The sequence below is a fragment of the Hoyosella rhizosphaerae genome, from assembly GCF_014643175.1.
Classification (GTDB): domain Bacteria; phylum Actinomycetota; class Actinomycetes; order Mycobacteriales; family Mycobacteriaceae; genus Lolliginicoccus; species Lolliginicoccus rhizosphaerae.
On record NZ_BMJH01000002.1, the window covers coordinates 117,169 to 141,923 of the forward strand.

General features: G+C 58.6%; 28 protein-coding genes. 8 read left to right on the forward strand and 20 right to left on the reverse strand.

Annotation, left to right across the window (positions count from 1 at the left end; genetic code table 11):
* Positions 1–30 precede the first annotated feature (30 nt).
* Positions 31–489: a peroxiredoxin gene (locus IEW73_RS08700; RefSeq protein WP_188673416.1), complete on the reverse strand. Its 459-nt coding sequence runs from the start codon at positions 487–489 to the stop codon at positions 31–33.
* A 56-nt stretch (positions 490–545) separates the two neighbouring features.
* On the reverse strand, positions 546–869 hold the full coding sequence (locus tag IEW73_RS08705; RefSeq protein ID WP_188673419.1) for a plastocyanin/azurin family copper-binding protein: 324 nt from the start codon (positions 867–869) through the stop codon (positions 546–548).
* Positions 870–1,047: 178 nt separating this feature from the next.
* Between IEW73_RS08705 and IEW73_RS08710 the strand changes: the two genes are divergently transcribed.
* Positions 1,048–2,544: a glutamate-cysteine ligase family protein gene (locus IEW73_RS08710; RefSeq protein WP_188673422.1), complete on the forward strand. Its 1,497-nt coding sequence runs from the start codon at positions 1,048–1,050 to the stop codon at positions 2,542–2,544.
* A gap of 142 nt (positions 2,545–2,686) precedes the next feature.
* On the opposite strand, the gene IEW73_RS08715 is transcribed toward IEW73_RS08710, so the two are convergent.
* The gene (locus IEW73_RS08715) at positions 2,687–4,174 is read right to left on the reverse strand and encodes a flavin-containing monooxygenase (protein WP_188673425.1); all 1,488 of its coding nucleotides are present in this window, start codon (positions 4,172–4,174) and stop codon (positions 2,687–2,689) included.
* A 269-nt stretch (positions 4,175–4,443) separates the two neighbouring features.
* Here IEW73_RS08715 and IEW73_RS08720 point away from each other — a divergent pair, with 269 nt between their 5' ends.
* Entirely contained in the window at positions 4,444–4,917 is a 474-nt protein-coding gene (locus tag IEW73_RS08720; RefSeq protein ID WP_188673428.1) for an NUDIX hydrolase, read from the forward strand.
* A gap of 52 nt (positions 4,918–4,969) precedes the next feature.
* Here the strand turns inward: IEW73_RS08720 and IEW73_RS08725 are convergent, their stop codons facing one another.
* The 6 genes from IEW73_RS08725 to sdhC all read right to left on the reverse strand — a co-directional run bounded on the left by IEW73_RS08725 (position 4,970) and on the right by sdhC (position 8,924).
* On the reverse strand, positions 4,970–5,218 hold the full coding sequence (locus IEW73_RS08725; protein ID WP_188675196.1) for a hypothetical protein: 249 nt from the start codon (positions 5,216–5,218) through the stop codon (positions 4,970–4,972).
* Positions 5,215–5,349 (reverse strand): hypothetical protein, encoded by a 135-nt coding sequence (locus tag IEW73_RS16630; protein WP_268236285.1) that lies wholly within the window; start codon positions 5,347–5,349, stop codon positions 5,215–5,217. The genes IEW73_RS08725 and IEW73_RS16630 overlap by 4 nt, the downstream gene beginning before the upstream one ends.
* A gap of 164 nt (positions 5,350–5,513) precedes the next feature.
* Positions 5,514–6,290 (reverse strand): succinate dehydrogenase iron-sulfur subunit, encoded by a 777-nt coding sequence (locus IEW73_RS08730; RefSeq protein WP_188673431.1) that lies wholly within the window; start codon positions 6,288–6,290, stop codon positions 5,514–5,516.
* Entirely contained in the window at positions 6,290–8,056 is a 1,767-nt protein-coding gene (gene sdhA / locus IEW73_RS08735; protein ID WP_188673433.1) for a succinate dehydrogenase flavoprotein subunit, read from the reverse strand. Before sdhA ends, IEW73_RS08730 begins: the two co-directional genes overlap by 1 nt.
* An 11-nt stretch (positions 8,057–8,067) precedes the next feature.
* On the reverse strand, positions 8,068–8,520 hold the full coding sequence (locus IEW73_RS08740) for a succinate dehydrogenase hydrophobic membrane anchor subunit (protein ID WP_188673436.1): 453 nt from the start codon (positions 8,518–8,520) through the stop codon (positions 8,068–8,070).
* The gene (gene sdhC, locus IEW73_RS08745) at positions 8,520–8,924 is read right to left on the reverse strand and encodes a succinate dehydrogenase, cytochrome b556 subunit (RefSeq protein ID WP_188673439.1); all 405 of its coding nucleotides are present in this window, start codon (positions 8,922–8,924) and stop codon (positions 8,520–8,522) included. The genes IEW73_RS08740 and sdhC overlap by 1 nt, the downstream gene beginning before the upstream one ends.
* Positions 8,925–9,200: 276 nt before the next feature.
* On the opposite strand from sdhC, the gene IEW73_RS08750 reads away from it, so the two are divergent.
* Genes IEW73_RS08750 through IEW73_RS08760 form a run of 3 tightly spaced genes read left to right on the forward strand, consistent with a single transcriptional unit; the run spans position 9,201 to position 12,065 of the window.
* Complete coding sequence (locus tag IEW73_RS08750) at positions 9,201–9,608, forward strand: cytidine deaminase (RefSeq protein ID WP_188673443.1); 408 nt, start codon at positions 9,201–9,203, stop codon at positions 9,606–9,608.
* Between the two features lie 47 nt (positions 9,609–9,655).
* Positions 9,656–10,933, forward strand: coding sequence for a thymidine phosphorylase (locus IEW73_RS08755; protein ID WP_188673447.1), 1,278 nt, complete (start codon positions 9,656–9,658; stop codon positions 10,931–10,933).
* A gap of 37 nt (positions 10,934–10,970) precedes the next feature.
* Complete coding sequence (locus tag IEW73_RS08760; protein ID WP_188673450.1) at positions 10,971–12,065, forward strand: adenosine deaminase; 1,095 nt, start codon at positions 10,971–10,973, stop codon at positions 12,063–12,065.
* 5 nt (positions 12,066–12,070) lie between these two features.
* Here IEW73_RS08760 and IEW73_RS08765 read toward each other — a convergent pair whose 3' ends face one another.
* From IEW73_RS08765 to IEW73_RS08785, 5 genes are read right to left on the reverse strand one after another with little or no spacing between them, the layout of a single operon-like run.
* Complete coding sequence (locus tag IEW73_RS08765) at positions 12,071–13,300, reverse strand: SatS C-terminal domain-containing protein (RefSeq protein ID WP_188673453.1); 1,230 nt, start codon at positions 13,298–13,300, stop codon at positions 12,071–12,073.
* Between the two features lie 9 nt (positions 13,301–13,309).
* Positions 13,310–13,615 (reverse strand): YbaB/EbfC family nucleoid-associated protein, encoded by a 306-nt coding sequence (locus IEW73_RS08770; protein WP_188673456.1) that lies wholly within the window; start codon positions 13,613–13,615, stop codon positions 13,310–13,312.
* The gene (locus IEW73_RS08775) at positions 13,612–13,914 is read right to left on the reverse strand and encodes a hypothetical protein (RefSeq protein ID WP_188673459.1); all 303 of its coding nucleotides are present in this window, start codon (positions 13,912–13,914) and stop codon (positions 13,612–13,614) included. Before IEW73_RS08775 ends, IEW73_RS08770 begins: the two co-directional genes overlap by 4 nt.
* Entirely contained in the window at positions 13,911–14,963 is a 1,053-nt protein-coding gene (locus IEW73_RS08780; protein WP_188673462.1) for a C40 family peptidase, read from the reverse strand. The genes IEW73_RS08775 and IEW73_RS08780 overlap by 4 nt, the downstream gene beginning before the upstream one ends.
* Positions 14,960–15,280 carry a type VII secretion target gene (locus tag IEW73_RS08785; RefSeq protein WP_188673465.1) on the reverse strand — a complete coding sequence of 107 codons (321 nt, stop codon included), beginning with the start codon at positions 15,278–15,280 and terminating at the stop codon, positions 14,960–14,962. The genes IEW73_RS08780 and IEW73_RS08785 overlap by 4 nt, the downstream gene beginning before the upstream one ends.
* A 136-nt stretch (positions 15,281–15,416) precedes the next feature.
* Between IEW73_RS08785 and upp the strand changes: the two genes are divergently transcribed.
* Positions 15,417–16,040, forward strand: a complete 624-nt coding sequence (upp, locus tag IEW73_RS08790; RefSeq protein WP_188673468.1) for a uracil phosphoribosyltransferase — start codon at positions 15,417–15,419, stop codon at positions 16,038–16,040.
* Here the strand turns inward: upp and IEW73_RS08795 are convergent, their stop codons facing one another.
* The 5 genes from IEW73_RS08795 to IEW73_RS08815 form a co-directional block, all read right to left on the reverse strand.
* On the reverse strand, positions 16,041–17,636 hold the full coding sequence (locus tag IEW73_RS08795; RefSeq protein ID WP_188673471.1) for a phospho-sugar mutase: 1,596 nt from the start codon (positions 17,634–17,636) through the stop codon (positions 16,041–16,043).
* Positions 17,633–18,427: a purine-nucleoside phosphorylase gene (locus IEW73_RS08800; RefSeq protein ID WP_188674928.1), complete on the reverse strand. Its 795-nt coding sequence runs from the start codon at positions 18,425–18,427 to the stop codon at positions 17,633–17,635. The genes IEW73_RS08795 and IEW73_RS08800 overlap by 4 nt, the downstream gene beginning before the upstream one ends.
* A 95-nt stretch (positions 18,428–18,522) precedes the next feature.
* Positions 18,523–19,404 carry a universal stress protein gene (locus tag IEW73_RS08805; protein ID WP_188673474.1) on the reverse strand — a complete coding sequence of 294 codons (882 nt, stop codon included), beginning with the start codon at positions 19,402–19,404 and terminating at the stop codon, positions 18,523–18,525.
* Between the two features lie 121 nt (positions 19,405–19,525).
* On the reverse strand, positions 19,526–21,208 hold the full coding sequence (locus IEW73_RS08810) for a sensor histidine kinase (RefSeq protein ID WP_229675879.1): 1,683 nt from the start codon (positions 21,206–21,208) through the stop codon (positions 19,526–19,528).
* A gap of 2 nt (positions 21,209–21,210) precedes the next feature.
* A complete protein-coding gene (locus IEW73_RS08815) occupies positions 21,211–21,846 on the reverse strand; it encodes a response regulator transcription factor (RefSeq protein WP_188673477.1) in 636 nt (211 codons plus the stop codon).
* Between the two features lie 189 nt (positions 21,847–22,035).
* Between IEW73_RS08815 and IEW73_RS08820 the strand changes: the two genes are divergently transcribed.
* Both IEW73_RS08820 and IEW73_RS08825 read left to right on the forward strand, forming a co-directional pair.
* The gene (locus tag IEW73_RS08820) at positions 22,036–22,917 is read left to right on the forward strand and encodes a universal stress protein (RefSeq protein WP_188673480.1); all 882 of its coding nucleotides are present in this window, start codon (positions 22,036–22,038) and stop codon (positions 22,915–22,917) included.
* 10 nt (positions 22,918–22,927) lie between these two features.
* A complete protein-coding gene (locus tag IEW73_RS08825) occupies positions 22,928–23,671 on the forward strand; it encodes an SDR family oxidoreductase (protein ID WP_188673485.1) in 744 nt (247 codons plus the stop codon).
* Positions 23,672–23,681: 10 nt separating this feature from the next.
* Here the strand turns inward: IEW73_RS08825 and IEW73_RS08830 are convergent, their stop codons facing one another.
* Positions 23,682–24,659, reverse strand: a complete 978-nt coding sequence (locus tag IEW73_RS08830) for an Acg family FMN-binding oxidoreductase (RefSeq protein ID WP_188673488.1) — start codon at positions 24,657–24,659, stop codon at positions 23,682–23,684.
* Between the last annotated feature and the right edge of the window lie 96 nt (positions 24,660–24,755).

The following is a 24,755-nucleotide window of genomic DNA, read 5'->3' on the forward strand; positions in this document are numbered from 1 at the left end:
GTGGTGCTGGCTACCAACCCACAGCACATTTCACGCCCGATTGTTGAGAACCGCGAGGGCTTCGTCCGCGTGGACGTTGGCGCGGAACTCTCCCGCGATGATTCCGAGAATCGTACGATCTTTGTCGATGACAAATGTTTTCCTCTTGACCGGCGCTAGTTTGCCCAGGATTCCGCGTTTAACGCCGAACTTCTGCGCCACACTCCCGTCGATATCCGACAGCAGGGGATAGTCGATTCCCTGTTTTGAAGCGAACCCTGCTTGGGTTTCTACAGCATCGGCACTGATCCCAATGCGTGACGCACCCGCTGCGGCGAACTCCGCAGACAAGTTGCGGAAATGGCACGCTTCAGCGGTGCACACGGGAGTGTTTGCTGCCGGGTAGAAAAACAGAACAATCGGTCCGTCGACCAGTAGCTCATCGAGTGAGCGAACTGTGCCGAACTGGTCGGGGAGTGCAAACGACGGGGCCTTATCTCCTATATTCACAAATGCGAGATTACCGCCGAATTGGCGCTTGCACCTGTTGAGCGATACGCAGTGGTCTACTCAACGATGACGCGACCAGTTTTCTGCGGGTGAATGGTGCACACGTAGTCGTACTCACCAGCCTCGGTGAACGTGTAGGACCACGAATCTAGTGCCACCATTGGGCTCGCGAAGTCTTGTGGTGCTGAGTCGCCCACACCCACGACATTGTGTTCGATGGGTCCATCATTAAAGAACCACTCAACGGTGTCACCAACACCAATCACGATGGTGTGCGGTGAGAACTCCATGTTGGTGGCTTGAACGATTGCAGGTCCGTCGCCGTCGTGCACTACAGCAGATTCTGTTGCATCTGATTCAGAACCACAACCAACGGCCATAACTCCGATGAGCAAAGCACTCGCTGCTAGGCCACAGTTCGAAGCAGGACGGCTGGCAGAAGAGACGAGCACAGCAGATTCACACTCACTTTCTCGACAGGTTTGTGGTTGCGCACACCCTACCGCGGCTATCGTCAACATCACACGTACCGTCGCAGCTCGCCATAGGGGGCGCCACATGGGTGCTGAGGTCACCTCGATCCGCTTCACGCACGAGGACAGGCGTCAGTTTCGCCGGAAGGTGCGCCAGTGTACGGAGGCGCTTGAGCGGATGCTCCGCGATGGTGCTTTCGAAGTAAATCGCGCCGTTCCGTTGCTCGGCATGGAAGTGGAACTCAATCTTGTCGATGAGCACATGGAACCTGCGAAGGCTAATGACCGTGTGCTCGATGCGATAGCGGACACTGATTACCAAACAGAACTCGGCCGATTCAATATTGAGCTGAATGTTGCGCCAGCGGCGCTTGGGGGAGTGTCCATACGCGAGGTGGAGTTCGCGCTTCGTCGGTCCCTTGAACGCGCAGACGACCTCGCTGCGACACATCACGCGCGGGTTGTGCTCACAGGGATGCTGCCGACTCTGCGGGAGGAGCATTTCGATGCGGCGTGGATTACGGATAACCCCAGGTACGCGCTGCTCAATGAGCAAATTTTTGCGGCTCGCGGCGAAGACATTGAGATCGACATCAGCGGTGTAGGCCTAGATGGAAGTAAGGAGCGGTTGCGCATCGATTGCACGTCCGTCTTGCCTGAGGCTGCCTGTACGTCGGTGCAGTTGCACCTAGCCGTTGATCCGGACATGTTCGCGAACTACTGGAACGCGGCGCAATGCGTAGCCGGGGTGCAAGTGGCGTTGGCAGCCAACTCTCCCTTCCTCGCGCAAACTGCACTGTGGCACGAAAGTCGCATTCCGGTGTTTGAACAAGCGATCGATACGCGGTCGTGGGAGTTGAAGAACCAGGGTGTTCGGCCGCGAGTGTGGTTTGGGGAACGGTGGATCACGTCCATCTTTGACCTCTTCGACGAGAATGCCAGGTACTTCCCGGCTCTGCTGCCCGAGGTCAGCGATGATGATCCGATAGCGCAACTCGACAGCGGGGTGACTCCGCGTCTTGCTGAGTTGGCCATGCACAACGGCACTATTTACCGATGGAATCGCCCTGTATACGACGTGGTGGACGGCCATCCGCAGATGCGCATCGAGAACCGAGTCCTCCCAGGTGGGCCGACGGTGATCGACACCATGGCAAATGCCGCGTTTTATTACGGCGCGGTCCATGCGTTGGCCCATGCCGAACGCCCCTTGTGGAGCCAGATGTCGTTTGGTGCGGCGAACGACAATTTGATGGCCGGTGCGCGGTACGGGATGGATGCGCAGTTGTACTGGCCCATGTTTGGTGCGGTTGGGCCTGACGAATTGACTTTGCGCTGGTTGCTTCCGTTGGCCGAGCAAGGCCTCGCTGATTACGGCGTTGACCAAGAAGTGCGCGACCGGTATCTGAGCATCATCGAAGAGCGATGCCTCACTCGCCGCAACGGTGCAGGCTGGCAACGCGCGACGGTGGAACGATATGAATCGTCGGGGCTCAGCCGTGATCGCGCACTCACCGCGATGCTCGCGGAATATGCCGAGCTCATGCGCGAAGGGGCGCCGGTTCACACCTGGCCATGGTGATTCGTTAGCTGCGTTGAAAGCTACGTGCATGCGTTTGCAGGCCCTTTTTGACGAGGTGCACCGACCCGTCCCACAGATCGAGTTGGTGTTGTGCGTTTTCGGCGGCATCGCCCTCAACTACGACGTGCTGGCCGGGGGTGCGTCAGTTGATAAGTTCGAAATCGTTTGCATCCACGCTGCGGGTTCGAGCCCAGTACTGCCACGTGAAACCCGGCCAGATCGTGCGGTTCATTCCCTGCGAGTCCAAGTACCAACTGGTGCAACCACCGGTGCTCCACACACCGGTCGAGAGTTTCCGCTGCACGTCCTCGTTGAAGGCGGATTGGGCGGACTGTTTGACATCAATCGCGGAGCCGCCACGCTTGTCGAGCAGTTTCATCGCCGAGAGGACGTAGCCGATTTGTTGCTCGATCATGAAAACAACCGAGTTGTGTCCCAAACCTGTATTAGGGCCTAGCAGGAAAAATGCGTTGGGGAAGCCCGCGACTGTAATTCCAAGGTGTGTCTCCATTCCCTTGGCATTCCACAGTTCCTTCAGCTTGATGCCGTCACGACCTGTTATGCCGATCTGGTCGAACCCGTCGGTCACGTGGAAGCCTGTCGCATAGATCACAACATCGACTTCGCGTTCAACTCCGTCGTTGCTGATGATGCTTGTCGGCGTGAACTCCCGAATGCCGTCGGTAATCACCTCAGTCTGCGGCTGAGCGAGAGCCGGGTAGTAGGAGTTCGACCCTAGGATGCGTTTACACCCAATCCGGTAGCTCGGTGTGAGCTTGCGGCGCAACTCGGGGTCACTGATCGACCGTTCGATGTTCCACGTCGCCAATTTCTCAAGCGGTTTCATGACATTCGAGTTGCCGTTGAGCCCAAAGGCGAGGCTTTCCGACGCCCAATAGATTGCGTTCCGCACGGCACGCCGCGCAAACGGAACGTGGGCTAATGCGGTGCGTGCAGGTGCAGTGATGGGAAGGTTCTTGCGGGGGAGCACCCAGGCGGGTGTGCGCTGATATAGGTGCAGCTCGGCCACCTCGCCCACGATCTCCGGGACGAATTGAATCGCGCTTGCTCCAGTTCCGATGACGGCCACGCGCTTGCCGCGAAGACTCACATCGTGGTTCCACTGCGCGGAGTGGAATTTAGTGCCGGTGAAGTCACTATCGCCAGGGAACTGCGGAATGCTCGGAATGTGGAGGGCACCAACCCCCGAAATGAGGAATCGGGCCTCGTAGGTATGTCCTTCGGCGGTCTGCACAGTCCAGACGGAGCGGTCATCGTCCCACTTCGCACCCGTGAATGTGCGCCCGAAGTGCGTGTGCTCCCGTAGGTTGTGCTTCTCGGCAACCCGCTTCATGTAGTCGAAGATTTCGGGTTGCTCCGCCCATAGCTTGGTCCACCGGGCGTTGGGTTCGAACGAAAACGAGTACATGTGCGACGGAACATCGCAGGCGCATCCCGGGTAGGTGTTGTCACGCCAGGTTCCGCCGAACTCGTCGGCTTTGTCGATAATCAAGAAGTTCGTGCGCTTGCTTCGCAACATTTGGATCGCCATGCCCATACCGGAAAAACCCGTCCCGATGATGAGCGTTTGCACCTGGTGGGTGCGGTGGGCGGCGCTGGAGAGCGGCATTGGTACCCCTTGACTATTTGCATTGCGCGTCAGTGCGCGTGAATTGCAGCAGTGCATCGTCGCACCACCTGTGTGAGTCAATGTGTACCGGATAATTGGTGATTACGTCAATGGCCGTTGTCACATTTCCTGCGGAGTGCTGAAGACTGTTGCGTTGATCGCACTTTCCTCACCAACTGTAGTCCCGTAGCAGAACGCCGGTAGCCTCGAACGCAGTGCCTAAACCAGGTGCAGTACGTGCGTGCAAACATCACAGCAGGGTTCGGAGATTGGCTAAACCAGTCAAAGTAGCGGGGGTGTGCTTCCTATACCAGCGGGAGCACATTCTCCTCATCCGCAAACGCCACACCACACAATTTGTTCTGCCCGGCGGAAAGCCGCATCCGCACGAATCTATACATGCCGCGGCAATTCGAGAATGCGCCGCCACGCTTAACATCACAGTTGACGTAGCCGCGCTCAGATTCCTCGGGCGGTGGACATCGCCTGCAGCCAACAAGCGCGACCGCACAATCGACGCCACGGTGTATGTTCACGATGGCGCTGGGCAAGTCTGCGGCGCTGGGCAAGTGTGCGGCGTTGGGGGATTACCGGTCCCGGGCGCGCACACACGCCCCGAATTCGACATAGTGTGGGTACCACTTCGAACGGCGCAGGAGCACGTCGAGCTCGCGCCGTTACTCTCGGCTAAAGTGCTTCCGGCATTGCAGAAGCATCCCTACCTTGGGCAAGTGCGCCCATAGCAGCGGATCGCGAGAATGCTTCCGCGACCCACTACTACAAGAGGTGCACTGCTTAAAGTGGCAAGTCCACTGTGTCAGCAAGGTCGACGGTGTCATCAAGAAGTTCAGCTGGAAACTGAGACACGTCGTCTAGACCGAGCATGGCGAGCAACTCGCGACAATCGTCACTGCTGATCGACCGTGACGCCACCACACGCTGAGCCATGCGGCAGGTAGCCTCATTTACTCGGCCACGCGCCGTTAGGTCGCTGTGCAGATCTGGAGTACTTTCAGTTCGGATGGCCCCACGAAGTCCACTCACGCATTCTTCTTTCCACGAATATTGAACTCGCCAGCGTCTGTTGTCGTCTTCGCGCGCTTATCCGCACGCTTTTCCTTCAACGACTTGCCGGATTTTTTTGCCATGCCCTGACGAGGTGATTTATCGGACATTGTCCACATCCCTTACATAAGGGAACCTGGACGGCTCCGATGTATCAACTCTACGGCAACGGCAGTCACTACGGTTAACGACCGAAAGATATGGGCGCATAAGCGGGGTTTAAACGCAGGTGGGGCATCTAACCGAAGTTAGATGCCCCACCCACGTTGTCAAGCTAGCGAGCGAACAACAGGGCCCGCTTTACTTCTTGAATTGCTTTGGTCACCTGAATGCCGCGAGGGCATGCATCGGTGCAGTTAAACGTAGTCCGGCAGCGCCACACGCCGTCCTTGTCGTTGAGGATCTCCAAACGCTCAGCAGCACCCTCGTCGCGGCTGTCGAAAATGAACCGGTGCGCGTTCACAATGGCAGCAGGGCCAAAGTACGTTCCATCGGACCAAAACACAGGGCACGATGTCGTACAGCATGCGCACAAGATGCACTTTGTTGTGTCATCAAAGCGAGCGCGGTCTTCTTGAGACTGGATGCGTTCCCGTGTGGGCTCCTGGCCCTCGGTCATCAAGAACGGCTTGACCGCACGGAATGCGTCGAAGAAGGGCTCCATATCAACGATGAGGTCCTTCTCCACGGGCAAGCCGCGGATTGGTTCCACTGTCACGGTGATTGGTTTGCCGTTCTTCGGCAAGAGGTCCTTCATGAGGATCTTGCATGCCAGACGGTTCACGCCATTGATGCGCATTGCGTCAGAGCCACAGATGCCGTGTGCACATGAACGTCGGAACGTCAACGAGCCGTCGAGGTACCACTTCACGTAATGCAAGAGGTTGAGCAAACGGTCCGAGGGGAGCGCTGGTACTTCAAACTCCTGGAAACCCTGTGCGTCGGGGTCTTCAGGGTTGAACCGGCGAATCTTGAGGGTCACCATCGTTGCGCCCTCGGGCACTGGTGGTAGTGGACGCTCGCCTGTCTCTGGGGAAAGGGTGGCAGTCATCAGTACTTACGCTCCATCGGCTCGTAGCGGGTGAAAGTCACCGGCTTGTAATCCAGCGTGATGTCGGCGATGAGTGGCGCCTGGCTGTCCGCCGGAACCTGCTTGTACGCCATGGTGTGGCGCATGAAGTTGGTGTCATCGCGGTCTGGGTAGTCCTCACGAGCGTGGCCGCCACGTGATTCCTTGCGGTTAAGCGCACCTGCGACCGTGACCTCAGCAAGTTCGAGGAGGAACCCGAGTTCGACAGCTTCGAGAAGATCGCTGTTGTATCGCTTGCCCTTGTCTTGCACCTGAACGCGGCCGTAACGCTCCTTGAGGACGCGCACGTCTTCGAGAGCCTGCTTGAGCGTTTCTTCGGTGCGGAACACCGAAGCGTTCCGGTCCATGGTGGCTTGCAGGTCGATGCGGATGTCGGCTACGCGCTCGTTGCCGTGATCCGACAACATGAGCTTCATCCAGTCCTGCACCATGTGCTCAGGGTTTTCTGGGAGCGGAACGTACTCAGAAGACAGCGCGTAGTCGGCTGCGGAAACGCCCGCGCGACGGCCGAAGACGTTGATGTCGAGCAGCGAGTTTGTGCCCAGGCGGTTTGCGCCGTGAACAGACACACACGCGCACTCGCCAGCTGCGTACAGACCCTTGACGATGGTGTCGTTGTCTTTGAGCACTTCGCCCGTGATTCGGGTGGGAATACCGCCCATCACGTAGTGGCATGTGGGGAAGACCGGCACCAACTCGGTGACAGGGTCAACGCCGAGGTATGTGCGCGAGAACTCGGTGATGTCGGGAAGTTTTTCTTCCAGGACATCCGCACCAAGGTGTGTCACGTCGATGTAGACGTAATCCTTGTTGGGGCCAGCGCCACGGCCTTCGAGCACCTCAAGGACCATAGAGCGAGCAACAATGTCGCGAGGCGCCAGGTCTTTAATGGTGGGGGCGTAGCGTTCCATGAAACGCTCGCCGTCGGCGTTTCGCAGGATTCCGCCCTCGCCGCGCACCGCTTCGGAAATGAGGATTCCGAGGCCTGCGAGGCCTGTTGGGTGGAACTGGTGGAACTCCATGTCTTCGAGTGGCAGTCCCTTGCGGAACACAATCGCCATGCCGTCACCGGTAAGGGTGTGGGCGTTAGAGGTCGTCTTGTACATGCGACCTGAACCGCCTGTGGCGAACACGATCGACTTCGCGTGGAAGATGTGGATCTCGCCGGTGGAAAGTTCGTAGGCGATGACACCAGTAGCGACGGTGCCCTCATCAGTCTCGCTGAGGCATAGGTCGAGTACGTAGAACTCGTTGAAGAACTCGACGCCGTGCTTGACGCAGTTTTGGTAGAGAGTCTGCAGGATCATGTGACCGGTACGGTCGGCTGCGTAACATGCACGCCGAACTGGCGCTTTACCATGATCGCGAGTGTGTCCACCAAAGCGACGCTGGTCGATCTTGCCTTCGGGTGTGCGGTTGAACGGCAAACCCATCTTTTCAAGGTCGAGGACCGCGTCGATAGCTTCTTTAGCCATGATTTCGGCAGCGTCCTGGTCGACCAGGTAGTCGCCACCTTTAACGGTATCGAACGTGTGCCATTCCCAGTTGTCCTCTTCCACGTTCGCCAAGGCGGCGCACATGCCGCCCTGAGCGGCACCTGTGTGGGAGCGAGTGGGGTAAAGCTTCGTCAGCACAGCGGTGCGGACACGCGGGCCAGCCTCAATGGCGGCACGCATGCCGGCGCCACCTGCGCCGACGATGATCACGTCGTAACGGTGTTCTTGCATGTGTGCCTCGCTCAGCCTGTGATGTTGGGATCGAACGTGAAGATGACGTATGTGCCAAGTCCAGTGATGAGTACCACCGAGATCGCGAGCAGCGTCATAAGCCAGAAGCGCGTCGAGTCCTTGCGTGCGTAGTCATTGATCACTGTGCGCAGCCCGTTGCCGCCGTGCAGTTGCGCGAGCCAGAGCATCGACAAATCCCAGATTTGCCAGAATGGGCTCGCCCAGCGGCCTGCAACGAACGCGAAGTTAATGCGGTGGATGCCCTCGTCAAGCAGCAACATGATGGAAATGTGCCCGAGCACGAGGAAGATCAGCAGTAGGCCCGAGATCCGCATGAAAAGCCACGACCACATCTCGAAGTTGTTCGAGTTCTGCCGCCGCGGTGTCCGGGGAAGTGACAATGAAGCAGGGCGGTCGTACGACGTAGCCACCGTCTTGGCGGCGGGGGTCTCCGAAGATGTCATCACAAGCTCCCGAACAGCAGGTAGAAGATGCGGCCAGACGCAGGAATCATGATTGCCACCGAGATGGCCAGCACGATCCAGAACATCAACCGCTGATATTTCGGTCCCTTCGACCAGAAGTCGATGAGGATCACCCTGACGCCGTTGAAGGCGTGGTAAACGACCGCTGCAAGCAAGCCGAGTTCCAGGATGCCTACGACGGGGTTTTTGTAGGTCTCGATAACGGCGTCGTATGCCTCAGGGCTTACGCGCACAAGTGCGGTATCGAGCACGTGAACGAATAGGAAGAAAAATAGCGTGACGCCTGTGATCCGATGGAGGACCCAGGACCACATACCGGGGTCTCCCCGGTAGATCGATCGTGAACGCACCACCTGCCCAGTGGCGTCTGTTGTGCTGGTCATTGAGAGCTCTGCCTCCAGTGTCATCGGTGGGCGCGTCCGGCATCCGGTCGAGTGCGTCCCCTTTAGTGGGCGTCAGTAGGGTGCAGCACGACAGCGGTCCGGCGTGAACCTAAGCTGACATTAAAGACTGTAGTCCCTCAAGTTTTGAGGCTTGCAGCCGGATATTGGGTTTTGACCTGCGGAAAGCAATTAGGTTTGCCTTGCCATACTGAAATTGTGCGTGTCGAGAACGTGCACCCGAAGCAAGATTACCTGGCAAATAGGGCGGAGCGCTTCATGAATATTGATTGGAAATCCCTGCACACGGCGGCGATAGGCGCGATGCGCAACGCTTACGCCCCCTACTCCAAGTTTCCTGTCGGGGCTGCTGCTAGCACGACCGACGGACGGACGGTAGTCGGTTGCAATGTGGAAAACATCTCATTTGGACTCACCCTCTGCGCCGAGTGTTCCGTCGTGTCGGCACTGCACACCGCCGGCGGTGGTCGCCTCGCCGCCCTCGTTTGCGTTGATAGTCGAGGCGAGATCCTGATGCCCTGCGGGCGATGCCGCCAACTCCTCTACGAACATGGAGGCCCTGAGATGCGTATCGCAGTCTCGGACGGTTCGATACCGCTAAGCGAGCTTCTGCCCCGCGCGTTTGGCCCGGGTGACTTCGCCGCTGGTCAACAACAACCCGGGTGATACCCGCTAGTCCAACGTCACACACCACACGAAAGCGACACAACACAATGGCGGAACACCACGATGCAGTTTCGATCATTCGCACTAAGAGAGACGGAGCTGAGCTATCGCGCAGCCAGATCAATTGGGTTATCGACTCGTATACGCGCGGACTGGTGTCCGACGAGCAAATGTCCGCCCTAGCGATGGCGGTGTTGCTGCAGGGAATGAATCGAACCGAAATTTCCCATTGGACCGCCGCAATGATCGCGTCGGGCGAGCGAATGAACTTCACCACGCTTCCCAAACCCACAGTCGACAAGCACTCCACCGGCGGCGTTGGGGACAAGATCACATTGCCGCTTGCCCCCTTGGTCGCCGCATGTGGTGCAGCGGTGCCACAACTTTCGGGCAGGGGGCTTGGGCACACAGGCGGGACACTGGACAAGCTCGAATCGATACCAGGTTGGCGTGCGTCACTGACCAATGCCGAAATGTTCGCTCAGCTCAACGATGTCGGCGCGGTAATTTGTGCGGCTGGAATTGGGCTCGCCCCCGCGGACAAAAAGTTGTACGCGTTGCGTGACGTCACAGGCACCGTCGAATCGATCGCACTCATAGCGAGTTCCATCATGAGCAAGAAGATCGCCGAGGGAACAAGCGCGCTGGTCCTCGACGTCAAATGCGGCGCGGGTGCCTTCATGAAGAACATCGAAGACGCACGCGAGCTTGCCCAGACGATGGTGCACTTGGGCAATGACGCAGGCGTGCGCACATCCGCATTACTTACTGACATGGACTTTCCACTGGGCCTCACCGCGGGAAACGCACTGGAAGTCCGAGAGTCCGTAGAGGTACTTGCTGGCGGTGGACCGTCTGACGTTGTAGAACTCACGGTCGCATTGGCGGAAGAAATGTTGAGCGCTGCCGGGATCGATGCGGATCCAGCTGCAGCGTTGGCGGACGGTCGAGCGATGGACGTGTGGCGCAGGATGATCGCAGCGCAGGGCGGTGACCCTGAAGCGCCGCTGCCGATTGCCCGCGAAACCGAGGTGGTTCGTGCCGACGCGGATGGAGTCCTGACAAGCCTTGACGCGATGTCAGTGGGCATCGCGGCTTGGCGGCTGGGGGCAGGGCGTCAGCGGCAAGGCGAACAGGTCCAAGCTGCGGCAGGTGTCGAATGGCACGCACAAGTCGGAGATCAGGTTAAATCAGGCGAGGCGCTATTTACGCTGCACACTGACACCGAAGATCGCATTCCAGCTGCGTTAGCCGCTTTGGGCGGTGCGTGGTCCATTGGCGAGGCCGCGCAGCGGCGTCCGTTGATTCACGAACGGATTCGGTAGCCGCGCCATCGGCTGCAGTTTCCGCTACCTTCGCTGTATGACGTCAACTCCTCTTGACCTTGATGCGATACGTCTTGCTCCGAAAGTTCTGCTGCATGATCACCTTGACGGCGGGCTTCGGCCTGAGACCGTGATCGAGTTAGCGGATGCCGTTAATTACACGGAGCTCCCCACCACAGATCCAGTGGAGCTCAAGGAGTGGTTTCGTGATGCCGCCGACAGCGGATCGTTGGAGTTGTACCTGCAAACATTTGGTCACACTGTCGCGGTGATGCAGACGGCGGAGTCGCTGAGGCGGGTGGCTCGCGAATGCGTGGAAGATCTCGCATCGGACGGTGTGGTGTACGCGGAGGTGCGATTTGCGCCCGAGCAGCACCTCGATAGGGGCTTGACCCTAGATGAGGTGATGGAGCACACGCTGGCGGGATTTGAAGAAGGCATGAGGGTGGTCCGTGAGCAACATGGGCGCTCAATCGTTGTTCAGTGTTTGGTGACTGCGATGCGGCATGCTGCTCGATCGCGGGAAATCGCCGAGTTGATGGTGAGATTCCGCGACCGCGGGGCATGCGGGTTCGACATCGCGGGCGCAGAAGTTGGGTTTCCACCAAGTAGGCATCTCGATGCGTTCGAATACCTGCAGCGGGAGAACGCGCACTTCACAATCCATGCAGGTGAAGCATTTGGACTGCCTTCGATTCATGAGGCGGTGGCGTATTGCGGATGTGACAGGCTCGGCCACGGTGTTCGAATAATGGATGACATCAAAATGAGTGCCGACGGAACCGCGAAACTGGGTTTGCTCGCCAACTATGTGCGTGACAAACGAATCCCGTTGGAGTTGTGCCCGAGTTCAAATGTGCAAACCGGCGCAGCCGACAGCATCGCTGAACATCCCTTCGACAAGCTAGCGCGGCTTAAGTTCCGTGTGACCGTGAATACAGACAACCGGTTGATGAGCCATACCACGATGAGCGAAGAGATGTTCAAGCTCGTGGAGACATTTGGCTATGGTTGGAGCGATCTGGAACGGTTCACCATTAACGCAATGAAGTCGGCCTTTTACCGGTTTGATCAGCGTTTAGAGATCATCGATAACACGATCAAACCGGGGTATGCAGTTCTGATCGGGTAGCGGGATTACATCACGCGGAAGCGTTCCTCAAGTGCGTGGAGTAGGTCCCTGAACCCCTGTGCTTCTTCATTAAAAGGCGGTCCGGGTGCCATTCGCGAGAGGTCCGGTTTGATGAGGTAAGACACGTACCAGCCGAGAGGATTGGTGAGCGCAAGTGCCTCCTCGACACTGTCGTCGTCGGCAAAGTCAGCTGCGTCGTTGAGCAATTCGACAGCAAGATCAAGTTGTTCCGCGTCAACATTTTCGGGGCCGCTTGCGATGTCTTCTACAAGCCCCGTGAGTACGTAGATGTTGTCGTCGGTGACGGTGATGTCGAGGGAACCATCAACGGCTGCAGTCTGAATTTCCGAGAAAGTGCTGACATGAGCAAGCTCGTGGTTGTGCTTATCAGCTAGGTACCGGCCAAGTGCGCGCGGAGTGCGGAATACGTAGATAATTCCGTCTTTCCCGAGGAAAACTGGGATGTCGTCGAGGTAGCAGCGTAGCGAGTAGTACTCGTCGTTGCCGGTGATGATTTTTATCGGGTCGATACCGACATCCACCCAGAAGCTGTCGGCATCGTCGGTGGTGTCTGCGTCGAGGGGTTCGACGTCGTCTTCGCTGTCGGCTGCGTCGTCAGCTTCAACATCATTTTCGTCCGCGGCAAGGAGTTCCGCTTCGGCGAGTGCAACAGCGGAGTCATCGACATCAGGTGTGGTCACCACGTCGTCGAGCGCGTCAAGTACGGCGTCCCAGCCTTCAGCGATGATCTTGCCTAAGGCGAACCAGCGCTTTTCGCCGTCGGGCCCAGCGAAGGCATGGTGACCTGATGGAAATGACGTGAGTTCGGGGTGTGCTTCGAAGAAAGTGTTGACGGCGTCGAGGTCACATACCTCACCAAGGTTTCTTGCCATAGCGAGCGTGTCTTCAAGTTCGGCGACCGTATAGGCAGTGGGTTCGCTCGCCGCTAGCTCTGGTACCCCAACGAGATCAAATGTGTGTTCATCGTCGGGTTCAAGTTCGGCCGCCGAAAGCGCCTTAACAACATGCCAGGTCGGGTGCTCGGACAGGTCGTGCTCGTCGTCGTGCCGAATAAAAGCAGCCAATTCGGCGACACTGTCGAAAACAAACAGGTCTTCGTCTTGTCCGAGGACGGCTTGCCACTCGTCGTCGCCTTCGCGCCACCGTGGTGCCCACAGTGTCACGGCGTCGCCGTCAGTGAGGCCAAGGGTAATTGGGACGATGTCACCTGCCATGCGGCTAGCCTAGTCACCCGGCGGGCTGAGCGCACGGGTCAGCGCCTCAAACTGTGCGCGTCGCGCTTCGGACGCACCCGCAGCGGCGTTATTGGCTGCCTCAATGATTAACGCGGATACCTGTCGGCCGGGGAGTTGGGTGACAGATTCTTCGAGTGCGAGGTCAACGAGTTGTCCGCACGAATTGACCTCTGCTCGCACTCGACCGCATGCGCTTGTTCCGACGCAATTTCGCGTCGTTAGCTCTCGCAGGGCGTCATCAAGTGCGTCACGTTGGGCTCGAACGCGCTGAATTACGTTGTCGATGGACGTCATCGCGATATGCCCAGTTGGTTAAGCCGATGGGTCGATCGGGTGCTGTGCATCAATTCCTCAAGGTCGTTTCGGTTTGGCACACCCAGTTCGTTGAGCGAGCGTGGGGAGATGCCCAACTTTTCGAGTTCTTGGCGTGCGGTAATTCCTCCAACAGTGGCCGCACGGTGGCATTGGTTGAGTACCTCTCGAGCTATGTGGGCAGCACCGAGCCGTAGTGCCTGCGCGGTGAGTTGAATATCTGTCGGGAACCCGGCATCCGTAGCCGTAACCTCCACGCCACCTAATGACGGGCCACTCATGATGTGGGCCTATACACGCCGTGGAATGCCTGGCCCATGTTGTCTGTGCGCATGGGGCTCACGCTGATGGGATTACCCGCTTCGATCATTTGGCCGTTCCCCAGTGCCATTGCCACGTGCCCGTCCCACACGACGAGGTCGCCCGCCATAGCCTCGCTGATGCCTACTGGTGTCCCGATGCTCTGTTCGTGGGCTAAGCGTGGAATGTCGACCCCGGCCTGGCCATATGCCCACTGAGTAAGTCCGCTGCAATCGAAGCCAGCGCCCGGGCTAGTGCCGCCCCAAACGTACGGAACGCCTTGCTGGCTCAGTGCGTTGCGAACCGCGTCAGCTGCCTGCGGGGTGGGGGCTTGTGCGACGGTGCCGTCGGGGAGCAACACGCTTGCCGTTCCGACCGCAAGCGAGTCACTAGCGGAGTAGGGGCCGTTCTCGGCGTAGGAAGCCGAATGGGTTGAAGGAAAGCCAGATTGCTGAGCTTCCGCTGACCCCATTAGCCCCGATCCGGGCAACCCACCTCCTGGAGGGCCCATCGTGGCGCCGCCGACAGCACTGGCACTGCCTACTGCACTGATATTGCCGGATGCGACGCTGAGTTCAGCGCTGATACGAAGAACCACATCGAGGGCCCGCGATAGGTGATCGAGGGCCTCTTTAAGAAGCACAAGCTGCCCGAGCGGTTGGCTGAGCAACTCGCGAGAATTTTGCAGCACATTCACAAATGACGCACCGATGAGGGCAAGCTCGCCGACTCCCCGAAGCACGGACTCGATAGCAGCCAGCCAGTTCACACTCAGTGCTTGACTATCGTTCGCTAGTGCGTCTGCGCCGCGGGCGAGCTCACGGCCTTCTGCGAGTGCCGTTTCCGCTGTCAGCCCGCTCCACGCCGGTTCGATTTCTTTCACAGCAGCCAAACCGCAGTCACACACTTGCTGAAGTGTGGTTCCCACTTGGTCGAACTCGCGCACTGGATCGACTCCCTGGAACATTCCAGTGCCCAGGGTGGCAGCGAGGTCGTCTAGAGGCTGTTTGAGGAGTTGGACATCTATCATCGGCTCAAGCTCCCAGCATTGGTAAGTGTGCCCGCAGCATTACGGTCAGCGCTGCGGTATAGGTCAGAGGCAGTGTGCGCCGCTTCACCACAATGCTGATAGGCGGCTGCGACAGCATTGAGAGCAGCTTGGTGGCGTTGGTGCGCCGCTGAGTAGGCAGCAAGGAACTCGGACCCAATAGGCCCGAGCGCTGTTAGCGCAGCCTCGGGGCGGACGGCGGCAACGCTTGATGCCAGCGCTCGAAGACGTTCGGCTTGGTCAGCCATGCGGGTTCCGAATCGAGTGACGTCATCGGGATGTGCGGCTAACTCTGCCACGTGGAACCACCTCACTAAGTTGGTGCACTAAGCGGTGCACACCTGTCGCTACAAAGAGGTGGACGCATTCACGGTGCTGTTTGGTTCCATGCGGGCGGGCATTTTTGTGACTTTTTCGACGACTATGCTCATCGGCATGGAGACGCTTGTTGTCGATCACCCAATCGCCGCTGTCCGACTGTCGACTATGCGGGACGCGCGCAGCGACCGGGCAACCTTCAGGAGCGCACTTCGCGAGCTCACACAGATGCTGGTTTATGAAGCGATGCGGTCGGCGCCGGTCGAAAAGTTTGCCGTCGAGACTCCGGTGTCTACGGCCACTGGGTACCGTCTCGCCAGTCCACCGCTACTTGTTCCCGTTCTACGGGCGGGCTTGGGCATGGTGGATCAGGCGAGCATCATGATTCCAGAAGCACAAACAGGGTTTGTTGGGATGGCGCGTGATGAAGACACACACCAGCCGGTTCCTTACTTAGAAGCCTTGCCTGCAAGTCTTGCGGGTCGGCAGGTCTTTGTCTTGGACCCGATGTTGGCGACTGGTGGGTCGCTGCTTCATACATTCGCTTTGCTCGCCGACCGTGGCGCAACGGACATTACGGCGATTTGTGTGGTGTGCGCGCCGGAGGGGCTGAAGGCATTGGAGACCTCGGGTTATCCGGTCCGTGTGGTGACGGCGTCGATCGATGAACGCCTCAACGACGATGCATTTATCGTGCCAGGGCTTGGCGATGCTGGTGATCGGCAGTTCGGCCCCCGCTAGCTAAAGCGTGTGCGCGAAAGCACGACCAACGTCCAGGAGTCGTTCAGCCTGCTGCCGCGCTGCACTGAGGTCGCCCGCCGCGGTGGGCGCGACAGCTTCTAGGTAGCACTTCAGTTTGGGTTCGGTGCCAGAGGGCCGTACGACGACGCGGAGTTGATCGGTCCGAAGGATGATGGCGTCCGTGCGTTTGGGTCCTCGGAGCTCGTTCAAGTCCTCCACAACCACGGGCGCACCGCCGAGTTCCTTCGGGAGGTTGTTGCGCAGCGTTGTCATGGAAGCTGCGATGTGGGCGAGATTGTTGAATCGGCGCGACACCTGCGCTGTGAGGTGCACGCCATGCTGTGCGGCAAGGTCGTCGAGAACGTCAAGGAATGTGCGCCCGGCCGATTTCAGGTTTGCGGCATAGTCACATGCAACCACTGCTGCGGAAATGCCGTCTTTGTCCCGCACAGCGGCAGGATCAACACACAAACCGAGGGCTTCCTCGTAGGCGAACACCAATCCGTCTCCAGCACGTGCGAGCCACTTAAAACCTGTGAGTGTTTCGCTGTAGCGGGAGTTGTGGGATGCGGCAATGGATTTCAGCATGCTCGATGAAACGATGGTGGTTGCGGCGAGGCGGTCACCGCTTGTGTGGCTCAGGATGTAATCGCCGAGCACTGCACCAGTGTCATCGCCACAGAGCATGAACCACCCGTTGGGTCCCTTCACACCCACCGCGCACCTGTCAGCGTCGGGGTCGAGGGCTATGGCGATGTCGGCATCGACTCGGTCGGCGGTGGCGAGGAGAAGGTCTGTGGCACCGGGTTCCTCGGGGTTGGGGAACTCGACTGTGGGGAAGTCTGGGTTGGGGTCAAACTGTTCGTCCACCACGTGAATGTCGGTGAATCCTGCTGCACGGAACGCGGCTAAGGCGGTGGCACCGCCAACTCCATGCATCGGTGTAAATGCGATTCGCAGTCCGCGGTCTGTTCCGCGGGGAAGTGTTGCGACGCGGGCGATGTATTCGTCAACGAGATGAGCGCCGGACGCTTCGACGGCAGCTCGAGGAACTGAATTGGCGGGTCCCACTGCAGCGATTGCGGCTTCGATGTCACGGTCGGCGGGGGAGATGATTTGGGCGCCACCGTCGAGGTAGACCTTGTAGCCGTTGTCGGTTGCTGGGTTGTGTGACGCCGTGATCTGAATTGCTACGGCTGCCTTGAGTTTCCGGCACGCAAATGCGACCACCGGGGTGGGGGTGGGGTCTGGCAGTTGGACCACACGAAATCCGGCGGCAGCGAGAACTTCGGCCGCAGCGGTCGCGAATGTTTCAGACCCGTGCCGAGTGTCTCGCCCGACGATGACGGTAGAGCCACCTAAGCAACGACCGTGCAGCCACTGTGCTATCCCGGCTGTGGTACGGATGACGACGGCAGTGTTCATGCCGTTGGGGCCCGCACGCACTGGACCTCGGAGTCCGGCGGTGCCGAAGACGAGGGGACCTGAGAACCGATCGGCGAGATCGTGCGGGTCTGCCTCCAGCAGTTCACGGCGAGTGTTGGGGTCCGGGTCGGCGTCGATCCAGGTGTCAATCAGATTTTGATCGACGCTCATATTTGGGTGACCAAGTTGTGGAGCAGTGTGCCCATGCGTTGAGCCGATGCGCGACCTGCTTCGAGCACTTCCTCGTGGTCGAGTGGTTCGCCCGTAATACCTGCAGCGAGGTTGGTGACGAGCGAGATACCCAGCACGCTAGCACCCTCTGCACGCGCGGCGATGGTCTCGTGCACGGTGGACATCCCGACGAGGTCGGCGCCAAGAGTGCGGAGCATTCGGATTTCGGCCGGAGTTTCGTAGTGCGGACCCGGCAACCCCGCGTACACGCCTTCGGTGAGTGAGGGTTCGATAGCGCGGGCGCGTTCCCTCAATTTCAGCGAGTACGCATCAACGAGGTCAACAAAATGCGATCCAACCAGGGGCGACCGGCCGGTGAGGTTGAGGTGGTCGCTGATGAGCACTGGTTGGCCTACCGACATGTCGTCGCGGAGGCCCCCAGCGGCGTTGGTGAGGATCACAGTATGGGCGCCCGCGGCGCAGGCTGTGCGCACCGGGTGAACCACGGTTGACAATGGGTGGCCTTCGTAGGCATGTGCGCGCCCGAGGAGCACCAAAACGTGTGTGCCGTTGACGTTGACAGACCGGATTTCCCCGCCGTGCCCAGCCGCAGTAGGTAGCGCGAAGCCGGGCAGTTCTGGCATCGGAATCGTTGCCGTCGGCGCGCCGAGCACCGATGCGGCGGGGGCCCAACCAGAGCCTAGAACGACCGCGACTGGGTGTTCCGCTACTCCAGTTCGCGTGGCGATTGCGTTAGCAGCTGCTCGGGCAACAACGTGGGGGCTGTCGATGTTTCGCACACATTCCACACTAGTGTGATCTGGCGAAACTGGCAGGACCACTCGCCGAATCAGCCCCCGATCAAGGCCCCGGTCGAGATCAACGCCTACCGGTCACCTGGAACTGTCATCAGTGGGCACTGGCAGCTGTGTAGGAGGCTTCGAGAGGTGGAGCCGAGCAGCATTCCAGCAAAGCCACCGCGACCGCGACTACCCACCACAACCAGACTGGCTGCAGAGGAAAGCTCTGCAAGGTAGCGGGCGGGTTTTTCCTTAATGACTACGCGGCGAACATCGACGTCTGGGTATTGCTCTTTCCAGCCGGCGAGTGATTCGGCAAGGCGCGCTTCCTCTTCGGTGATCAAGTCTGCCCACGGCAAGCCCTTGTGTAGTGACAGTGCGCGGGGAAGGGCCGTGTCACTCCATGCATGCACCGCGATTAGTTCGGTTCCTAACCGGTCCGCCTCTTTGAACGCTGCGTCAACTGCAGCACGGTTGTGTTCAGAACCGTCCACCCCCACGACAACGGGTGCGAGGGGTTTCCTGTCCCACCCGAATGGGAGGTCGTGGACTACCACGAGGGGTGAGTGCACGTAGGACGCAACTGAATGGGTCACCGAACCGATGATGTTTGCTTTGACGGCCGACAAACCTCGAGATCCAAGCACCAAAGTGTGTGCGTTTTTGGATTCGGTGATCAGGTCAACGTGCGCGAACCCCGTCAAGACATCGGTGGTGATGCTGTGCGCCCCGCCTTCGACGGCTATTCGCTGTGCCTCGGCGAGCCGTTCTTTCGCGTGAGCGGTGCTTTCGGCGATGTATGTCGACGGCAGCGCGAAGTCACCCCAGTACTGGGGTGGACCGTCCAGTGCTGTCACGATGCGTAGCGGAAGATTGTGAATTCGGGATTGACGGGCAGCCCAACGCACGGCGTTTGTAGCGGCAGTGGAGCCGTCAGTTCCAACGACGATCGGCTGATTAAGTGACATGGCGGCGCTCTTTCAGTGTGAGGTGATGTGCCTACTTATCCAGAATCCCTGAAAGCCTGCCGCTACAACAGGGCCATTCGGCCCCCGAAAACGAGGACCTAAGTGACCCCACTTTGGGTGATCAGTCAGGCAAGGGAACTGACCAGCGAACGGTTGTTCCACCTTGCTCGCCGACGGTGATGCTGCATGTTCCACCGCAGCTCCGTGCGCGCTCGTCCAAGTTCCGTAAGCCGCTGCGGCGCGGGGGATCACCTATCCCGATGCCGTCATCCGAAATGACAATATCGAGGTCGTTTGCTACGGACACGGCGACGTTTAGGCTCGAAGCTCGGGAGTGCCGAACCACATTGGTGACGGCTTCTCTGATTGCCGAAATAGCGTGATTGCTCAAGGTCTCGCTCACCACGGAAGTGGGACCAGAAACTATCAAGGTGTGGGTGATCTCTGAGGCGTGAGTCAACTCGGAGATGACGTCGTGGATGCGACGGCGAAGTGTGGTGGCTGGCGTATCGGAACGGGAGTGAAGATCAAAGATCGCGGTACGAATGTCCTGAATAATGTCGTGAAGGTCATCGACGAGGACGTTGAGTCGTGCCTGCACCTCGGGGGACTTCGTTCGGGGGAGAGTGCCTTGCAAACTCAGTCCTGCCGCAAATAGTCGCTGAATGACATTGTCGTGCAGGTCGCGGGCAATCCTGTCCCTATCGGAGAGAATGGATAGCTCACGTCTTTCTTTCTGCGCCACGGCAAGTTTCAACGCGAGTGCTGCGTGGTCAGCGAAGGACGTCATCATGGTCAGATGACGATCCTCGAACGACGTCTTGGCGCCATCGCGGACCAGCACAAGCACACCCGTGACGGCGTTTTCTGCACGTAAAGGAACCACTATGGTGGGGCCAGTCGCAAGATCTAGGTGTTCTAGAGCTGGATGGGCGAACTCATCGCTGCTGTGCGGTTTGCGCGTGGTGAATGCGCGGGCGGGCAATGAGTTATCGAGCGGTATCGACGCCTGCAAAACACTCGATGCTTGTGGCCCCGATGCGACCGCAATGACGAGGTCGTCAAGGTCGTCGAAAGCGAGCTCCGGGTCGGACGGGATTGCGAGGAAAGCAAAATCCGCACTGGTCAAATCGCGGGCAAGGTCTGCCACCAATTGCAGCGTGTGGGAAGGATCCATGCCGCCGAGCAAGTCATTACTTATCTCGTTAAGGGCCTCGAGCCACCGGAGGCGATCGCGTGATTCCTCATACAGTCGGGCGTTCTCGATAGCAATACCCGCCGCTGTGGCTAAGAGTTGAACAATGATCTGATCGTCGTCGCTAAACTCCACACCACGCGCTTTTTCCGTCAGGTACAAGTTGCCAAAAACTTTGTCACGTATTCGAATTGGCACGCCCAGGAATGACTTCATCGGCGGATGATTTGCCGGGAATCCGACCGATGCGGGGTGCTGGGAAAGATCCGACAGCCTAATCGCCTCGGGCTCGTCAAACAGCAGCCCCAAGATACCTAAGCCTTCGGGAAGGTGCCCGATGCGTTCGGCCTCTGAGTCTGTGATTCCTTCGTAAATGAAGCGGGACAGTTTGGTGCCAGAACCTCGGATCCCCAACGCACCGTACCTGGCGCCGGTAAGGCGAATCCCGACGCGCACAACTCTGCGTAGCGTGTCTTCCAGCTGTAAACCGGTTGACACCTCCAACATCGCCTCAAGCAGTCCCTCAAGGTGGTCGCGTGCGCGGCTGAGGTTGTCGAGTTGTTCTCGGAGTTCAATAATTACTCCAGATGGCGTTTGAGACGATGTCACCGCTATGACCTCTTCTTCAACTTCGATGCCAGGACCGCCGCCTGAGTGCGCCGCTCTACTCCTAGTTTCGCGAGGAGTCGGGACACATAATTCTTAACCGTCTTTTCCGCCAGGAACATCCGCTCGGCTATCTGGCGATTTGTTAGCCCTTCGCCGAGGAGTTCAAGCAGTGTGAGTTCCTGTGAAGTGAGCGTAGGGAAGGGGTCGGCCTCCACAGCTCCGGTGCGGAGTCGAGCCATGAGAGCTGCTGCGGCACGATTGTCGAGCAAGGATTTTCCCTCACCGACGTCGATGATGGCCTGAGTGAGATCCATTCCCCGAATATCTTTAATGACGTAGCCGGCTGCTCCCGCCAAGATCGCATCCACCATTGCTTGTTCGTCAGTGAACGACGTCAGGATGAGGCATTTCTGGTCAGGGTTGGCGGATCGTATCTCTCTGCACAGTTCGATGCCATTGCCGTCGGGGAGTCGGACGTCGAGGATAACTACGTCCGGCGCGGCAGCCGGGATTCGAGCTAACGCCTGTGCGCAGTTACCAGCTTCGCCAACTACCGTTAGCTTCGGATCTGCGCTTATGAGGTCGACCAACCCCCGTCGCACAACCTCATGGTCGTCAACCAGAAATACCGTGAACATTGGAGCGCTCCTCATGCCGGGTGTCTCCATCGTAGGCGGTAACCGGCTCCCCTAAGCCACAGACATTGCGCAGTTGGCCGATCGTGGGACTATTGGCCGTAAATGAGGGACGTTTGGACTCTCGACCGGCAAGCACATTTGCGTTGTGATAGAGGCATGCTGGTATCAAGTCGATCGGAAAGGCCCAGAATGAACCAGCCGAATCCCAACCGCACGTCCCGTGGAAAGCATTGGGGAACGCAACCCATCGCAGTCGTTGTTGATGGGACCGAGGAGAGCCTTAGAGGTGTGGAATGGGCGGCTGGTGAAGCTGCGTTGCATAAGGCCGGGGTTATGCTCGTGCGCCCGAAGGGGTCCGTGCTCAGGCGTGTACCGGGAAGTGTGATTGACGCTGATGTTCAGCGCGCTCGTGAGATCATTAAGGCCCATAATCCGGATGCGTCGATCGAAGTGCGCACCGTCGGTGGTGGTGTGAAAACTGGCCTGGTTCCAGTGACTCTCGATGCTCATATGCTCGTAATTGCGGCGGGATCCGAGCAAGGGAAACGAACTCGCCTCGGGGCGCCCTACGCGGCCTTGCTTGCCGCGAAGGCACACTGTCCGATCGTGGTCGTGCCGCGTAATGACCTCACAGCAACGCACGTGGTTGTCGGTATTGACGGGACTGAAAGCAGCGAAGACGCCATTGCCGTTGCGTTTGAGGAAGCTGCTGCCCGCGGCGCTGTTCTCAAAGCTGTCCACACCTGGAATGACTTCCAGCTCACCACCGCCATTGCGGCCGAAGCGTCCCTTGCTTGGGACGAGGTGGAAACAGGCGAAAAGGTAGTGCTGTCCACCCGCCTCGCAGGATGGCGCGACAAGTTCCCGGAAGTCGATGTTGTTGAGGTTGTCACTAAGGACAGCCCAGCGAGGCAGCTCGCGCACCAATCCCAGTCCGCAGCGCTGCTCGTAGTGGGCAGTCATGGGCGGGGTCCGATTTCGGGTCTCATTTTTCGCTCTACGAGCGAAACGCTGATGTATGCCTCGAGGTGCCCACTCGTTGTTGTTCGAAACGGTCTACGCAAGGAGTAGTGAAAATGTCATGAGTGACTTAGCCCAAGTCGCCATCGTCACAGGTGGTGCCAGAGGAATTGGCGAAGCTGTTGTTCGACGGTTTCACCATCTCGGTATGCATGTTGTCGTCGCAGATGTTCTCGACAACGAAGGACAGCAGCTTGCGGCGGAGCTTGGGACAAAGGCAACTTTTTGTCACCTTGACGTGCGTAAATCTGAGCAATGGGCTGAGGTGGTTGAGGTATCGAGCGCCCTTGGTCAACTATCGGTCCTGGTCAACAATGCTGGTGTTTTACGCTTCGGGAGTATCGAAGAGCAAGATCCTGACGAGTTTCGGTTTGTTCTCGACGTGAATCTGACCGGTGCGTGGCTAGGCATGCGAGCCTGTGGTGCAAGTCTTCGTGCGGTTGGGGGCGTGATCGTGAACGTGTCGTCCACAGCGGGGCTTGCCGGGTACTCGCACATTGGTGCTTATGTTGCGAGCAAGTGGGCGCTTCGGGGGATCACAAAGACTGCGGCCTTAGAGTTTGCCGACTCGGGGGTGCGGGTATGTTCGGTGCACCCTGGGCCGATTCGGACACCGATGACGGCTGACTTTGACGACTCCCTCGTGGTGAATCAACCGATCGCACGATTTGGTGAGCCGGACGAGGTCGCCGATATGGTCGAATTCGTGGTGATGAAGGCGACGTTCACCACCGGTGCCGAGTTTGTCATTGATGGCGGAGCACTCACAGGGCAGGCGCTGGCAGTGCCCACCTCAGCCAACTAGTGCTCTCAGGCTAGCGACGAATAATTTCGTCCACTGGGCGACGACCCGAAGCTGGTGGGGCGCTATCGTCACGTCGTTCTCCTACGCGGATGACAGCCTGCGGGTACCGGTACATTTCGGATGATTCAGCCGCAGCGGAGCGAATTAGTGCGCGACTTTCGTCGAGTTCGGTGACGTGAGTGACTGGGCAGCAACCCAAACGAGAAACCGTAGCGTCCAGCATGATCGCTGACATAGCTTCGCCGGATCGTAACCAGTGCGTCTGGTCGTCGCTGCTTGTGCTGAGAACTAGCAGACTGGCTTCGTCCTCAACCTTGCGGTCCGCGTCGAGTGTTCCGACCGGAAACTCTCGATTGCTGGGCACCGTCTGTTGCGTAGCCGACGACACGAGAGCTGAACGGGGGACGCCCTCGAAAAGCCGGTAGTGACCGCTCCACCAATTTAGCTCTCGCAAGTAATTCTCATCGCCGAGTCGGTTCTCAATAGCTAATTCCGATGCTTGACGGAACAGGTCCGTGCCCCCGCCGGTGATCGCGACAGCCGATACTGAATCATCGTGGAATGCGGTGGTCAGCGTCTCAACAGCCTCATCTGACAATGGCCCTAGAGGTCGCCTGTCACTGCGCCGTTCGGTTACTGCACCAGCTAGGCTGCGGTATTTCTCATCAATGTAGCGAGCTGGCTTCAATTCAATTGTGGCAACGTGGGTGGTGTCATCAGTGTTGGGGAATCGATGTATAGCGGTGTCGAAACCAGCGTTGTGTAAGACAACGTCGAGGTGGTGCACAAATGCGCCACAACTGATGATCATCTGCCGCCCGGATGGGTCAGCCGCGCGCATCTGACGTTCTGGGTCGGCGAAAACCGTGATCGCATTGTCAGCAACGCCGACTGTCCACGGTTGCGTGTTGTGTATTGACGGCGCACGCGTGGCAAAGCCGACTAGTTGGCGCAGCGATTCGTCTTGTTCTGATCGTTTCTCAGACATCACATAACCTCGATACCTTCGTGTGCGACACTCACAGTTTTCACCACTGCCCACCACACCTGATAGTGCCACCTAGCACACGGATCGGGGTCAAAA